The following is a 14,349-nucleotide window of genomic DNA, read 5'->3' as shown; positions in this document are numbered from 1 at the left end:
AAAGCCAATCTACGTCTTAGGATCTGCATCTTAGTTTGACCCCGGAGGAGTCAAACTAAGATGCAGATTGTATTCACCTAAACCATTTATGATTAGGTAAACCTATCCGTAGCGCTCCGCTAAATACGCTTCCCAGGTTTTTGAGCCGATAGCCTTTTCCGCACAGGTATGCTCTCCCCTGGCGAAACTCGTCATGAGGCCGCCAACAGCAGGGATCGGTACGATTGGTTTGGTAATCTTCCGGTGCGTCATCCAGGTCTGCGTCAGTGCTCCCGCATCCAGTACCTCCGGGCCACCCAGATTGAGGATGGTCTGCTGCGGGCCTGATTGGGCCAGCTCGTATAACTTCTGCGCTACGGCATCAACGTGAATGGGTTGATCCAGCAATTTCTTTGGCACAAACCCAACGGGTAAGCTCATGAGTTTGCTTATAACGAAATCAACCAGGTCGTGGAACTGCGTTGCCCGCAGAATCGTGTAAGGCACCCGACTTTCCTCAATCAATACTTCTGCTCTTCGCTTGGCCTTGTAGTAGCCATGCTGAATTTTATCGACGCCGACGATAGAACTGTAAATCAGATGCTTCACATCCGACTGCCTGATGGCCTTCAGCAGATTCCGGGTAATGACGGTTTCAACCGGTTCGTTGCCAAGTTTACCCGGAGCGCTGGCCAAATGAAGAACCGTATCGACCCCGGCGAGCGCGACCGACAGGCCTTCCCCCGTCACTAAATCAAGGTGCGTCCAGGGAACGCTCGTCGACTGATTGACCGTACTGTATGACTCTTTTTTGATCGCCTTCCGGCTTCCGGTCAGAAAATCAAGTTGCGCTTGTTGGAATGTATGAACAACCGCCGACCCGAGTACGCCCGAACCGCCAGTGACTAAGACTTTATTCATGGCTGATAGTTGATTTAGCTCAAAAAAGTGGGTTTCGATTTTTCAGAAACGGGTCGGTGAAGCAACAGCAGCAGTGTCAGCAGCACGCTGAGGGACAGAGACCCGACAGTCCCGACCTGGTCGATTCGCGGAAGCCTGTGCAGGTGATTCAGATGATACCACAGATGGGGCACGTTGAACACGAGCAGGCAGATGGCCGTTGCCCGCACGGTGACTAAATGAGGCCGAAGCAGGGTCAGCCAACAGAGGGCAGTGAGGGACAGAAAGAAAGCGCCCACGTCCCGAATCAGGTGTTCGCTGTAGGGGCCGTCGATGGCAATCCAGGTTCGGCCAAAGCCGGGAAAGTGATTGTAGAAAGCCTGGGGCATGAATAAAGCCCAGATGCCCGGTACGGTATTGGCCAGCATGAAATAAAGCAGAATAGCCCGCACCCAGCGGGGTTGGTTGGTTTGCATGTGCGTGAATGGTTGAGAAAACAGAAACTTTCACGTTAGACAAACCAGCCTTCACGTTTGTGACAGGCTCACTAAAAACTATGTTTGACATGCGCCAGTTTATCGGGATTCCGAATGGAGAAAAGTTGACGGATGCCCGTTTCGTCCAGTTCCATAACCAAAACGGTGCTCACCAACTGGCTATCTTTTTGGATAAACAGCAGGGCCACGTCGCCGTTAACCAACGCTGGGCTAACACTCAGCTGATCACCGTATTTGTCGGCTAATGAACGCAGGAACTGGTCGATCACCACCCGGCCAAACAGCGTCTTAACGGCGGCAGGCACTTTGCCACCCCCATCGGTGTAAAGAGCAACATCCGTTTTGAGCAACTGAATCAGGTTGTCGATATTGCCCGTCTCGCTGGCCGTGGCGAAGGCCTGCAAAAGAGCCTGCTGCTGTTCGGGGTCGGGCGCGAAACGTCGGTTCGTTGCCGCCATTTTCTCTTTAGCCCGGTGGTAAAGCTGACGACCGTTCGCTTCCGTCGTGTCGAAGAGTTGAGCTAATTCGGGGTAGGGAACGTCGAAACTTTCTTTGAGTACGAAAACGGCCCGCTCCAACGGCGAGAGCTTTCCCAGCAGGAGCATAAATCCGTAGGAAATATCCAGCTTCGCGTCGAGGGCGTGCTGACCCGCCAGAACCGGCTCGGGTAACCAGAGGCCCTTATACAATTCCCGCTGGCGTTTTGCTTGGGCCAGGTGGTTCAGCGAGGCATTCAGCACACTCTTTGCCAGGTACGCTTTGGTATCCTGAATCCCGTCTGCCGATTTATTCATCCAGTTCAGCAGCACTTCCTGTACAATATCTTCACTGACCATCACTTCGCCCGTCATGCGGTATGCGATTGACACTAAAGTAGGGCGGTACGTCGTGACAACTTCCGTGGGGGTCATGGGCGAAATGGTTTTGTCTGCACAACAAAAATAAGCTAATGTGTTCGTACTGACTTACCTGTACTGAACAGTAGACTGAACGGGCTGAGGCAGAAGCAGACTAATTCTGCTTGTTTATAGGCCTTGATTTATAGCCTAAAACGTGTAGTTTTACCGTAGTTCGTTCATCCTCACGCAGCTATACAACCATGTCTACTTCTCGCCGAACCTTTTTTCGCCAGACTGCAGCCGCAGCCACCGGCGCTCTGACGCTCCCGCAGTTTTTACCCGAAACCTTCGCCCGCCCGCTTATCACGGCCGATGCCGCCCAAAAATCGGCGGCCGGGTGGGCGCAGAATGAAGATTTCTGGGCGTGGGTAAAATCAGAATATACCGTCTCGCCGAATCTGCTCAACCTCAACAACGGCGGGGTTTGTCCGCAACCGAAAGTCGTGCAGGACGCGCACATTCGGTTTTATCAGTACGCCAACGAAGCCCCGTCCTATTATATGTGGCGGATTCTGGACCAGGGCCGCGAAGCCCTGCGCGAAAAGTTAGCCGATTTGGCGGGCTGTTCAGCCGAAGAAATTGCCATCAACCGAAACGCTACGGAGGGACTGAACACGGTTATTTTTGGCCTGAATCTGAAGCCGGGCGATGAGGTCGTACTGACTAAACAGGACTACCCGAACATGCTCAACGCCTGGAAACAGCGCGAAAAACGCGATGGGGTTAAACTGGTGTATTTGAATTTAGACCTGCCCAGTGAGAACGACAATGCCCTTGTCGAGCAGTTTGTGAAAGCGTTCACGCCAAAAACCAAAGTAGTTCACGTTACGCACCTGATAAACTGGGTAGGGCAGGTGCTGCCGGTCCGGAAGATTGCCGACGAAGCCCACAAACGCGGCATCGAGGTCATTGCCGACGGCGCGCATTCGTTCGCCCTGTTCGACTTTAAAATTCCTGATCTCGGCGCGGATTATTATGCCACCAGCCTGCACAAGTGGCTTTGTGCGCCGTTCGGCAGCGGGATGCTCTACATCCGGCAGAACAAGATTCGCAACGTATGGGCCTTGCTGTCGAACAACGAACCCGATGGCCCCGACATTCGCAAGTTTGAGAGCCTCGGTACGCGCTCGTTTGCCTCCGAGATGGCGATTGGCACGGCGGTCGATTTTCACAACAGCATCGGCACGGCCCGCAAGTTTGCCAGGGCGCATTACCTCAAAAATTACTGGATGGAGCGGGTGCGGGAGTTGCCGGGAGTCAACATTCATACGTCGCTCAAACCCGAATATGCCGGTGCCGTTGCCCTGTTCTCCATCGACGGCATGAAACCCGCCGAGATTGACGGCCAACTGCTGAATAAATACAAAATTCACACCGTTGGCATCGAGTGGGAGAACATTCATGGCGTTCGGGTGACGCCCCATATTTATCATTCGCCCAAAGACCTCGACCGGCTCGTAGCGGCAATCACGGCGATGGCGGAGAAACAGGCCGTGGCCGGAAAACAAAAGAAAAGCTAATCGACAGTAGGCGTTCCATACTATCAATCTGAACAGTAAAGCGAATCGGGAAGCGGAGTTTTGCCAAAAATCCCGCTTCCCGTTATGATTCACTTCCTGGTTCTATTCATCATTCTGGCCAATCAACTGGCTTATGGCCAAGCCCTCAACGAACAGTACGGTATACTTAGTTTAGGTACATCGGCCTATACGCTGCAAGACCCGACCGTATCGCCGATGACCTACCACGGCAGCCTGTTTTCGGTGGGTCTGGGGTTCGAGAAACGCAAATCCCGGTCCTTCACCCGATGGAGCCTGGCGGGCGATGTGGGGAAACTTCATTCGGCCAATGCCACTAAACTGCGCCCCATGCAGAGCAGTGTGTACCGGCTCGATCTGCTAATCAATTACAATCGCTGGCTGTCGGACGAAACGGCCCGCTGGCGGTGGTTCGCTGGCGGAGCCTACCGATGGCATAACTCGCTTCGCCTTACCGAACAAAACGATACCGGCATGATTTCGTTTCTGATTGCCAACTCACTTGGGGCGACCGGCGGAGTTGAACGAAAACTGCCGCTGTTTGGTAAACTCATCCGCGTCAACGGTATGGCCGAACTGCCCTTATTGAGCCACGTTATCCGCCCCAGTTACCTCAATCTCTACAACTACATCGACCCGAAAAATGACCTCCTCCAGGAGCGACTCGACGATGCGCGGTTAGTGACCATCAATCGGTTTCCGGCGCTGGTAGCAAACCTGTCACTGACCTGCCCGATTGCCGGGGAAAACCAGGTACGGCTGGGGTACGAATGGGCTTTTTATCACTACGACCGCCCTTTTCCAGCCAATGTAGGTCGGCATACGGTGGCCCTTCAATTAGTGGTTCGACTATAATCCAGCTTTTTTATGCGTACTCTGAACATGCTGATCAGCCTTGCGCTGGCCGGATGCCTGTCGGGTTGTGAGCAGGCATTCATCAAAAAAGACCCGGTCAACTCGCCGGGCGAGAACGTCGATATTTTGTGGAAAACGCTGAAGGAGCGGTACTCCTTTTTTGCCTATAAACACATCGACTGGGATTCGGTTTATGCTGTTTACCGGCCCCGCGTTACGGCCCAAACGACGGAGCGCGAGTTATGGAATACGATGTCGGCGATGCTGGACGTATTGAAGGACGGCCACGTGAACCTACGCTCGGAGTTTGACGTGTATTACTACAACTGGTATGTCGATGCGCCCGCCAATTTCGACCGGTCTCTACTGGATAAATCGTATTGGCCAACCACCGAACGAACGGGCCGACTGATCAATACCGTCCTGAAAAACGGGCAGGTCGGCTATCTCTACTACAGCAGTTTCACCCAACCCATTACGGAGGATCAACTGGATTACCTGGCCGAAAAATTTAAGGATACCAAAGGCGTCATCATCGACATTCGTAACAACGAGGGCGGTAATCCCATCAATGGATTCAGGCTGGCGCAGCGACTTGCCGACCAGCGACGACACATCTATACGACGATTTACAAAAACGGCCCCGGCCCGACCGAGTTCACCCCGCCCGATGATGCCTTTCTGGAGCCGAAAGGAAAACCCTTTCCAAAAAAAATCGTCCTGCTCACCAACCGCACGGTCTACAGCGCGGGTAATTTCTTCACGGCCATGTTGAAAGCCTTTCCGAATGTAACCATCGTTGGCGACCGCACGGGGGGCGGGGGTGGGGCGCCGGTAGGGTGGGAGTTGCCCAATGGCTGGTCGTTCAACTTTTCCTCGTCGATTACCTACCTGCCCAATGGCCTGGTTATCGAAAATGGGATAGAACCACACATTCGGGTCGATTTAGCCGAGGTTGACCGGCAGGCTGGAAAAGATACGATTCTGGAGCGGGCGCTGAGTTTGTTTTAAACGAATGACGGTTAAAGGCCAGCTATTCGGGCAACCTAAGTCCCCAAAACTGCATCTTTAGGTGTGTAATCAGCACCGGTCAAGGATGAAATGGAATGAAGTAGTGTCGATACTGGGGGCCGTTCAGGGTGTTTTAGTAGCCGTATTGTTGTTTTTCAGAACTAAAAACCGCGTAGCAAACCGATTTTTAGCCGCTTTTGTGCTTTTGCTGACGCTGAGCCTGACGGAGTATCTTTATCAGCCTCAGCTCTCCGGGCTGGTTAATTCGGCGGTTGGCGGGCTGGTATTTTTGTATGGCCCGCTGGTTTTTTTCTACGGTAAGACCCTGTTGGGTGATGACCTGAGTCGGTCGTTTTTGATTCGTCATGGCGCCGTGCCGGGCCTGTACTGGGCGTTGCTCAGCCTTAGCTCCGCCGGGGGATGGGGAGATCATGAACTGCTCGATTTTGCGTTGTCCAATGTTTTTTTTCTGCACGTATTCTGGTATTCGGGCAAGGCATTGAAGCGGGTGAGGCAGGAACGCCGACTGGAAACATCGGCAGCCCAGCCTGCTATGCTCCATTGGCTGCAGATACTCGTAAGCCTGTTGGCGGTTGTTTACGGGTTGGCGTTCGTGGCTATGTATTTGCTGGTGTTCAACATACCCCAGGCGGGTGGGCTGCTGCGGATCATTCAGGCGGGTTGTGTCGTGGTGGTGTACGCGCTGTCGTATTGGACGTTAATACAGCCTGATCTGGAGGTATCCCGCCGGGAAATTGCCCGAGAGGTCGCCAAATACCAGCATTCAACCCTGACCGAAGCCGATAAACAACAGCATCTGCACCGAATTACCAGCTATCTCGCGAAGCAGAAACCCTGGCTGGAACCTGAGCTTACGTTAGATAAGCTGGCGAAAGAGCTGGGTATCAATCGGTTTTACGTCTCGCAGGTCATCAACGAACAACTTGGCAAAAGCTTCTCAGACCTTATCAACGGCTACCGGATTACCGAAGCGAAACGCCTGCTGCTCGACCCGGCCAAAGCGCATTATTCAATGGTAGGGGTCGGCTTTGAGGCCGGGTTTAACTCGAAAACAGCGTTTAATACAACCTTCAAAAAACTAACGGGACAAAGCCCATCCGATTATCGAAAATCAGCGCAGCAAGGTGTTCCACTTGACCAAACAGAACAGTGAACGTGGATCGAAGGCGTAGGTTTATGACAAAAAAAAGGGTATGAAATGGATTTTGGTTCTGGCGTTCAGTGGCGGAATAGCCGGTCAGACGATTGCACAAACACGGCTGATAACGGGGCACGTAACCAGCCCGGACGGCTCACCGCTGACCGATGTTTATGTCGTGACGAACAAGCCCCGTTCTATTGGCACAATGACCAATCAGGATGGCGATTTTCGGCTGATGCTGTCGTCTCAGGCGGATTCGCTTTCGCTCTCACGGCTTGGCTATCAACCAAAGCAGGTTGCTGTTCTGGCTGAACTTAGGGTCATGTTGCAGCCGGCAGCTATCCAATTGGCCGAAGTCACGGTCAAACCCCAAAAAGCGCAGGCGCTGATTCAGAAAACCATTGCCGCTATGCCGGTAAATTACGGGCAGGAACCCGAACAGGTGCGGGGATTCTACCGGGAAATAATTCGTGACCAGACCGACTACCTGTCCGTAGCCGAGGCTGTTTTCGACCTGCTGTCGTTTCCGGGTAAAAAGGAAACTCTTCAGCTTCGGCTGGTGCAGGGCCGGGCCAGCAACGATGTGAAAGCCACCCGATTGTTCGACGATTTTCATCCGGGCGGTGGGCCACTGCTGGCGGCCGGATTGGACATTCGCCTGAATCCGCCAACTTTTTTGCAACCCGATTTCCTCGATAAATATGAATACGCGCTCGATTCGATGACCACGCTGGATGCGCGGCAAGTGTACACGGTTCGGTTCGACCAGAAAGAAGGCGTTAGGGAATCGCTTCAGAAAGGCACTGTTTTCATCGACGCCGATACCTACGCCGTTGTCCGGTTTGAGGGAGGCCTGAGTCCGCGTGGGCTGCCTTACCTGAAGCATCTGACCGGTTCCGATAAAGTAATGGCGAAGGTGCTCAACATCACCCTCAAACGCCAGCAGCAGGATGTCCGGGCCGATTACCGCTTTGCCAACGGAAAATGGCAGTTAGCGTTTGCCGCCGTTGATCAGTCGATGAGCTACCAACAGCCCAAAAAAGAACTCGACTTACAGGTGGCCATAACGACGGAACTGGTGATAACGGAGCGCAGCACAGCCCCGGTTCAACCCATCGCTTCATCGGATAAATGGCTTCCCAAAAATTTGATCATTAACCTCGCCACCGACTACGACGAAGCGTTTTGGGGGCAGAATACGATCATTAGCCCCACCAAAGCCGTGCGCGCTATTGTCGCTGGATTCGACCGGCAGGAGGCCACCAATGGGTCGGTAGTCGACTCGGTCTGGCAGGTTTTTAAGCCGCAGTCCGTCAAACTGTATCAGCAACAGGGGGCTATCCTGATGAAACCCCTCATGAAGTCGGGCTGGAAAGATGCCGAAACCGGGCCAATGCTCTACCAAACGCGTCAGGGTAATTTCAGGGTCGAAACGCGGGTGCAGGTCAGCAAAGCAACCGATACCACAGCCGCGCCGGACCGGGGCTTTCAGGCGGGTGGGCTGCTGATTCGTCAGGCAACCGGCGACGCGGAAAATCACCTGTTTCTGGGCGTAGGAACGGGCGGCAACGCGAACCTGAAACTACTATTACAGAATACGGTTCGTGGGCAGTCGGCGGTGCAGCCGACAAAGGCGGCCGCTATGGAATGGTATTTGCGTATCGAACGACAGGGTGCCCGCTTCAGCCTGTCGGCCCGCCCGCCGGACGAAGCCAACTGGACCCTGCTGAAAACCATCGACCGGGCTGATTTCCCCGATACCGTTCAGATTGGCTTAGCGACCTATGCCGACTTCACGGGCAACGGTCCCAAAATGCGCCCCGACCTTCGGGTGCGCTTTCAACATACCGCTATTCAGCCATGAACCGATTTCTTGCTCTGTTGAGCGTGCTGCTGGGCATACAGCCCGCCTATGCCTGCCTGATTCTGGTGCTCACGAGCGGCAACCATGTACTGGTCGCCAATCATGAAGACTGGACGGCTCAGGATGCGGAGGTTGTGGTGCGTGCTCCGGCAAAAGGGCGCTACGGATTTGTCGGCTTTGGGTTTGCCAGCGATGGGCAACTACAGGGGGGCATGAACACCACCGGTTTGTTTTTCGACGGAACCGCTACGCCCTTCGTTCCCCTCGACTTCGGGCAGAAACTAATCTTCAACGGCTCTATCTGGCAGGCTTTACTGGAGCGTTGCGCCACCATAAACGAGGCAATTTCGTTTCTGCAACGCTACCGGCTGCCCGACCTGGAACGGGTGCATATGACCTTAGCCGACAAAAGTGGAGCCTCGGTTGTGCTGGGTGCCTACGACGGAAAACTGGTGTTGCACAAGCGAATGGGCCACTCGTTCCAGTTGCTCACAAACTTCAATCTTAGCGATCCTGACTACGGGAATGAGCCGGTTTGCGAACGCTACCAGATGGCCACTGTCCTGCTCGCTGCCGACTCGTCGGCAACACGGGTCAACGCCACCCGAATTCTGGCCAAAACGCATCAGGGCGAGTTAACCGTTTATTCCAACGTGTATGACCTGACAACCGGCGATGTCTGGATTTATCAGCACGCAGATTTCAGGCGGGCAGTGCGGATAAATCTGACGCATGAATTGCGAAAAGGAAGCCGTCGCCAACGCCTATCGGCGCTGTTCGCTAAAAAATAACCTGCTTCTGAATTAACAGCTGATGTTACGCCCGGTCTATTGCTACGCCCCTACGGGGCTGAAGCCGATGGGGTGCGACAGGCTACCAAAGCTAACGCCCCTACGGGGCTGAACCAGCACCATTCCGCAGCCCCGTAGGGGCGTTAGCTTTGGTAGCCTGTCGCACCCCATCGGCTTCAGCCCCGTAGGGGCGTAGCAATAGACCGGGCGTAACATCAGTTAACGGGTCTACGGTAAACTATGAACTAATCTGCTTTTATAAATAGTATCAGAACCTACCTGAATTCACCCCCAACCCCCTGAAAAGAGGCTCTGCATGGGGGTGAATTCAGCTTAATGTATCAATCTGTTAGTAGCCAAATGGATCAAATCAAGTGGGGAATTATTGGTTGCGGAGACGTAACCGAAGTGAAAAGCGGCCCGGCCTTCTCAAAAGTGCCTGATTCAACGGTGGTGGCCGTGATGCGGAGGGATGCCGAAAAAGCCGCCGATTATGCCAGACGACACAATGTGCCAACCTGGTACGACGATGCCGACGCCCTGATTAACGACCCCAACGTTAACGCGGTGTACGTGGCGACCCCACCCGACAGCCATGCCGACTACGCCATTCGGGCCATGCGCGCCGGAAAACCCGTGTATGTGGAGAAACCAATGGCGCTCAACGCCGACGAATGCGCGGCTATGAACCAGGTGAGCCGGGAAACGGGCGTGCCGCTGTTTGTGGCATTTTACCGCCGGGCACTGCCGTATTTTCTCAAGGTGAAAGAACTCATCGACCAGCGGGCTATTGGTGATATTCGGTATGTGTCGGTGCAATTGAACTGGCAACTGGCGGCCAGAGAAATGGGTGAAGGGCCAGAACCCAACTGGCGGGTTTCTCCGGCCATGTCGGGGGGCGGGCTTTTTCACGACCTGGCGTCGCACCAGTTCGATTTTCTGGAATATGCACTTGGCCCCATCAAAACCGCCAGCGGCATCGCCCGGAATCAGGCCGGACTGTATGCCGCCGACGACATTGTGGTGGCCCAGTTTGAATTCGAGTCGGGCGTGCTGGGAACCGGAAGCTGGTGCTATACGGTGAACAAAGAGCAGCGCATCGAGCAAACGCAGCTTATCGGTTCCAAAGGGAAAATCACGTTTTCGTTCTTCGAGAACTTCATCATCACCGTCGAAACGGAAACAGGGTCGGCGCAACATACGATTCCATTTCCAGAGCACGTGCAGCAACCCCTGATTGAGTTGATTGTGAAAGACTTACGGGGTGAAGGCAAAAGCCCCAGCACGGGCGAAACCGGCGCGCGGTCCAGCGCCATCCTGGATTGGATAACCAGACGGTAGACTGCTCCAAACCTAAAAGGTTTCCAAAATCTTTTAGGTTTAGTGTCAAACAATCCCTACCCGGCACAGGCCCCTTTGGGCGTCAGACGCAGGGGAGCGAGAGCTGTCAGGCAGGGGCTGCAGGCTGGGTGATGAAGGCAGTCCCGTCCTGGCTCCCGCGCTATTCGTTTATTTAGGTAACAACTGATAAATTAACTTGTCAGTTTGGAAGTCAATTTTATCTTTGCAAAAGACAATTTTCTTCCTTATGCTGCCTACCAAACTAATTCCACGCACAGCGTCGGCCCACGAAACGCCGATGCTCCTGAAAAACCTGCTGGCCCAATCGCTGAAATACGAACCCCAACGCCAAATTGTTTACCGCGATTTGTTTCGGATGGACTATCGGCAGTTCAACCGGCGCGTTCAGCAGTTAGCCAATGTGCTGGTTCAGCACGGCGTTGGGCCGGGCGATACCGTCGCTGTCCTCGACTGGGACAGCCATCGGTATTTAGAAGCGTTTTTTGCCGTGCCGGGCATGGGGGCCATTCTGCACACGGTGAACGTGAGGCTGTCGCCTGCCCAGATTCTGTACACGATGAATCATGCCGAAGATAAACTCGTGCTGATTCACGAGGACTTCCTGCCGATTCTTCAGGCGGTCCGGGGGCAGCTCACCACCGCCGACCGCTTCATTGTCATCAGCGACAACGTTTATTCCGACGCCGGTTCGGTGCCGGTGCCGGATGGTTTTGCCGGCGAATACGAAGCGCTCCTGCGCGAAGCATCGCCTGATTATGACTTCCCGGATTTTGACGAAAATACGTGGGCTACTACTTTTTATACGACCGGCACGACCGGCAACCCGAAGGGTGTTTACTTTTCACACCGGCAGTTGTTCATGCACACGATGGGGCTAATGATGTGCACGACTGGTTATAAGGCCGTACCGTTCGACGCGGCACAGGATGTGTATATGCCCATTACGCCCATGTTTCACGTTCATGCCTGGGGGTTCCCGTTCCTGGCGGTCACGCTTGCGGCTAAACAGGTGCTGCCGGGTCGCTACGAACCCGAACTGCTGCTGAAATTGCTGCTGAAAGAGGGCGTTACGTTTTCGCACTGCGTGCCAACGATTCTGAACATGCTCGTCAGTAGTCCGGCGGTTCAGCAATTCCGGGCGCAGTTGAGTCGCTGGAAAGTCATCATTGGCGGTTCAGCCCTAACCAAAGGTCTGGCCAAAGCCGCCACCGACCTGGGCATTCAGGTATTTCAGGGCTACGGTATGTCGGAAACCGCCCCAATCATGAGCATCACACATTTGAACGAAGAGGAACGGGCTCTGTCTGCCGACGAGCAGATTGACTACCGGACCCGTGCGGGTCGGATTTCGCCCTTTGTGGAACTGCGGCTCATGGACGATGACGGGAATTTTGTGCCGCACGACGGCCATTCGCTCGGCGAAGTGGTGGCGCGTGGCCCCTGGATGACGCAGGGCTACTACAACGACCCCGAACGGGCCGAAGAACTCTGGCGCGGGGGCTGGCTGCATACGGGCGACGTGGCCAGCATCACGCCTGACCATTGGGTGCTGGTAGCCGACCGAACCAAAGATGTTATTAAGACCGGGGGCGAGTGGATTTCATCCCTCGATATGGAAGATGCTTTGTCGCAGGTGGCGGGGGTAGCCGAATCGGCGGTGGTGGGCCTGCCCGATGAACGCTGGGGCGAGCGGCCCCACGCGCTGGTCGTGCTGAAGCCCGATGTTGTCGGGAGCCTGACCTCCGAGCAGATTCGGGCACAGCTACAGGCCCGAGTAGCGCAGGGCGAGTTAAACAAGTGGTATGTTCCTGACCGCATCATACTGGTGACTGAAATTCCGAAAACGAGCGTTGGCAAACTTGATAAAAAAAGAATTCGCAGCGAGATGAAGGAGGGGATACTCGGATAAGCAAAAAGCTCCTAACGCATTGATTAGGAGCTTTTTGCTTATCCGAGTATCGTAAGACTGCTTACGGGAAAGTTTGTACTTGTATCCGTTTATACCACCTCAATCATTGACACGGCTTTGGCTTCGAGCAGGCTTTCGCCCATGAGGTAGCCATCGGCGGCACGGGCGGCTTCACGGCCTTCCGAGATGGCCCACACTACCAGCGATTGCCCCCGGCGCATGTCGCCAGCCGCAAAAACTTTCGGGTTGGTGGTTGCCTGGTAATTCGTGGCTTTCACGTTGCCGCGCTCGTCGTAGTCAACGCCGAGGTCGTCAAGCAGGCCATTATGCTGGGGGTGCAGGAAGCCAGCCGCCAGAAGGGCCAGTTCGCAGGGGATATCGCGCTCTGAACCGGGCAACTCGACCATCTGCATCCGGCCATTTTCGGCCTTCCAGGTCAGGTCAACGATGCGTAACGCTTTCAGATTGCCATTTTCATCACCAATGAATTCTTTGGTATTGATGGACCAGTGCCGCTCGCAGCCTTCCTCATGTGAGGTGCTGGTACGGAGCATCATGGGCCAGTTGGGCCAGGGGGTGTTTTCGGCCCGGTCTTTGGGCGGCATCGGCATGAGTTCGATTTGGGTCACGCTGTTGGCTTCGTGCCGGTTCGAGGTGCCTACGCAGTCGGAACCCGTATCGCCCCCGCCAATCACCACCACGTTTTTGCCCGTTGCCCGCAGGTCGTTATCCAGGTAAATTTCGCCCTGGTGGTCAACCACCAACGGCCGGTTGGCGTTGCGCTTGTTCTGCTGGCTCAGGAACTCCATGGCCGGGTATATGCCCTTCAGATCGCGGCCCGGAATCGGCAAATCGCGCGGCACGGTTGACCCACCCGTCAGCATGACTAAGTCGAACTGCTCAAGCAAGTCGTTTGCTTTCAGGTCTTTGCCGACGTTTACGCCCGTTTTGAAGGTGATTCCTTCGGCCTCCATAACGGCCAGTCGGCGGTCGATGGTCCACTTTTCGAGTTTGAAATCAGGAATGCCGTAGCGCAGCAAACCGCCAATCTGGTCGGCCCGCTCGAACACCGTTACCGTATGGCCTGCTTTATTAAGTTGAGCCGCAGCCGCCAGCCCCGCTGGGCCAGACCCCACAACGGCCACCTGTTTGCCGGTGCGCTCCTTCGGCGGTTTCGGCGTTACGTAGCCGCGCTCAAAGGCGACTTCGGCAATTGATTTTTCGATGAACTCGATGGCAACGGGCGGTTTATTGATGCCCAGCACGCACGACGCTTCGCAGGGAGCCGGGCAAATGCGGCCCGTGAACTCCGGGAAGTTGTTGGTGCTGGCCAGAATCTCATAAGCATAGGCCCAGTTCTGTTCATAGACCGCGTCATTGAACTCAGGAATGATGTTGCCCAGGGGGCAGCCGCTATGACAGAACGGCGTACCGCAGTCCATGCAGCGGGCTGCCTGCCGCCCGGAGTCCTGCTCCGAATGCGGCATCTCGATTTCCTTGTAATCATGAATCCGCTGTTGCGGGTCGCGCTTTTTGGGGAGTTCGCGCGTGAATTCTAAAAATCCGGTAGGTTTTCCCATTG

General features: G+C 54.7%; 12 protein-coding genes. 8 read left to right on the top strand and 4 right to left on the bottom strand.

The features are described from left to right. Positions 1-102 precede the first annotated feature (102 nt). The 3 genes from ACYVI1_RS09585 to ACYVI1_RS09575 form a co-directional block, all read right to left on the bottom strand. The gene (locus ACYVI1_RS09585; protein ID WP_460909266.1) at positions 103-900 is read right to left on the bottom strand and encodes an SDR family oxidoreductase; all 798 of its coding nucleotides are present in this window, start codon (positions 898-900) and stop codon (positions 103-105) included. Positions 901-914: 14 nt separating this feature from the next. Further along, the gene (locus tag ACYVI1_RS09580) at positions 915-1,355 is read right to left on the bottom strand and encodes a hypothetical protein (protein WP_460909264.1); all 441 of its coding nucleotides are present in this window, start codon (positions 1,353-1,355) and stop codon (positions 915-917) included. Between the two features lie 71 nt (positions 1,356-1,426). Further along, on the bottom strand, positions 1,427-2,287 hold the full coding sequence (locus tag ACYVI1_RS09575; protein WP_460909262.1) for a sigma factor-like helix-turn-helix DNA-binding protein: 861 nt from the start codon (positions 2,285-2,287) through the stop codon (positions 1,427-1,429). A 188-nt stretch (positions 2,288-2,475) separates the two neighbouring features. Here ACYVI1_RS09575 and ACYVI1_RS09570 point away from each other — a divergent pair, with 188 nt between their 5' ends. The 8 genes from ACYVI1_RS09570 (at position 2,476) to ACYVI1_RS09535 (ending at position 12,767) form a co-directional block, all read left to right on the top strand. After that, positions 2,476-3,795 carry an aminotransferase class V-fold PLP-dependent enzyme gene (locus ACYVI1_RS09570; RefSeq protein WP_460909260.1) on the top strand — a complete coding sequence of 440 codons (1,320 nt, stop codon included), beginning with the start codon at positions 2,476-2,478 and terminating at the stop codon, positions 3,793-3,795. Between the two features lie 84 nt (positions 3,796-3,879). Further along, positions 3,880-4,668, top strand: a complete 789-nt coding sequence (locus tag ACYVI1_RS09565) for a hypothetical protein (RefSeq protein ID WP_460909258.1) — start codon at positions 3,880-3,882, stop codon at positions 4,666-4,668. A gap of 12 nt (positions 4,669-4,680) precedes the next feature. After that, positions 4,681-5,679: a S41 family peptidase gene (locus tag ACYVI1_RS09560; RefSeq protein WP_460909256.1), complete on the top strand. Its 999-nt coding sequence runs from the start codon at positions 4,681-4,683 to the stop codon at positions 5,677-5,679. Between the two features lie 85 nt (positions 5,680-5,764). Beyond that, the gene (locus ACYVI1_RS09555) at positions 5,765-6,853 is read left to right on the top strand and encodes a helix-turn-helix domain-containing protein (RefSeq protein ID WP_460909254.1); all 1,089 of its coding nucleotides are present in this window, start codon (positions 5,765-5,767) and stop codon (positions 6,851-6,853) included. Positions 6,854-6,893: 40 nt separating this feature from the next. Next, complete coding sequence (locus tag ACYVI1_RS09550; RefSeq protein WP_460909252.1) at positions 6,894-8,705, top strand: carboxypeptidase-like regulatory domain-containing protein; 1,812 nt, start codon at positions 6,894-6,896, stop codon at positions 8,703-8,705. Continuing rightward, a complete protein-coding gene (locus ACYVI1_RS09545) occupies positions 8,702-9,496 on the top strand; it encodes a linear amide C-N hydrolase (RefSeq protein ID WP_460909249.1) in 795 nt (264 codons plus the stop codon). Before ACYVI1_RS09550 ends, ACYVI1_RS09545 begins: the two co-directional genes overlap by 4 nt. A gap of 360 nt (positions 9,497-9,856) precedes the next feature. Next, positions 9,857-10,837 (top strand): Gfo/Idh/MocA family protein, encoded by a 981-nt coding sequence (locus ACYVI1_RS09540; RefSeq protein ID WP_460909247.1) that lies wholly within the window; start codon positions 9,857-9,859, stop codon positions 10,835-10,837. A 247-nt stretch (positions 10,838-11,084) separates the two neighbouring features. Beyond that, on the top strand, positions 11,085-12,767 hold the full coding sequence (locus tag ACYVI1_RS09535) for a fatty acid--CoA ligase (protein ID WP_460909245.1): 1,683 nt from the start codon (positions 11,085-11,087) through the stop codon (positions 12,765-12,767). An 89-nt stretch (positions 12,768-12,856) separates the two neighbouring features. On the opposite strand, the gene ACYVI1_RS09530 is transcribed toward ACYVI1_RS09535, so the two are convergent. Continuing rightward, entirely contained in the window at positions 12,857-14,347 is a 1,491-nt protein-coding gene (locus ACYVI1_RS09530; RefSeq protein WP_460909243.1) for a glutamate synthase subunit beta, read from the bottom strand. Positions 14,348-14,349: the final 2 nt, after the last annotated feature.

This window comes from Spirosoma areae (genome assembly GCF_054781775.1).
Note: the sequence above shows the minus strand (reverse complement) of the source record. Positions and strands in the feature narration are given on the sequence as shown.

Bases quoted from the DNA above. Each gene is read 5' to 3' on its own strand.
- ACYVI1_RS09535 (WP_460909245.1), top strand. From the start codon at position 11,085: ATGCTGCCTACCAAACTAATTCCACGCACAGCGTCGGCCCACGAAACG.
- ACYVI1_RS09530 (WP_460909243.1), bottom strand. From the start codon at position 14,347: ATGGGAAAACCTACCGGATTTTTAGAATTCACGCGCGAACTCCCCAAA.
- ACYVI1_RS09580 (WP_460909264.1), bottom strand. From the start codon at position 1,355: ATGCAAACCAACCAACCCCGCTGGGTGCGGGCTATTCTGCTTTATTTC.
- ACYVI1_RS09540 (WP_460909247.1), top strand. From the start codon at position 9,857: ATGGATCAAATCAAGTGGGGAATTATTGGTTGCGGAGACGTAACCGAA.
- ACYVI1_RS09545 (WP_460909249.1), top strand. From the start codon at position 8,702: ATGAACCGATTTCTTGCTCTGTTGAGCGTGCTGCTGGGCATACAGCCC.
- ACYVI1_RS09555 (WP_460909254.1), top strand. From the start codon at position 5,765: ATGAAATGGAATGAAGTAGTGTCGATACTGGGGGCCGTTCAGGGTGTT.
- ACYVI1_RS09560 (WP_460909256.1), top strand. From the start codon at position 4,681: ATGCGTACTCTGAACATGCTGATCAGCCTTGCGCTGGCCGGATGCCTG.
- ACYVI1_RS09550 (WP_460909252.1), top strand. From the start codon at position 6,894: ATGAAATGGATTTTGGTTCTGGCGTTCAGTGGCGGAATAGCCGGTCAG.
- ACYVI1_RS09570 (WP_460909260.1), top strand. From the start codon at position 2,476: ATGTCTACTTCTCGCCGAACCTTTTTTCGCCAGACTGCAGCCGCAGCC.
- ACYVI1_RS09565 (WP_460909258.1), top strand. From the start codon at position 3,880: ATGATTCACTTCCTGGTTCTATTCATCATTCTGGCCAATCAACTGGCT.
- ACYVI1_RS09575 (WP_460909262.1), bottom strand. From the start codon at position 2,287: ATGACCCCCACGGAAGTTGTCACGACGTACCGCCCTACTTTAGTGTCA.
- ACYVI1_RS09585 (WP_460909266.1), bottom strand. From the start codon at position 900: ATGAATAAAGTCTTAGTCACTGGCGGTTCGGGCGTACTCGGGTCGGCG.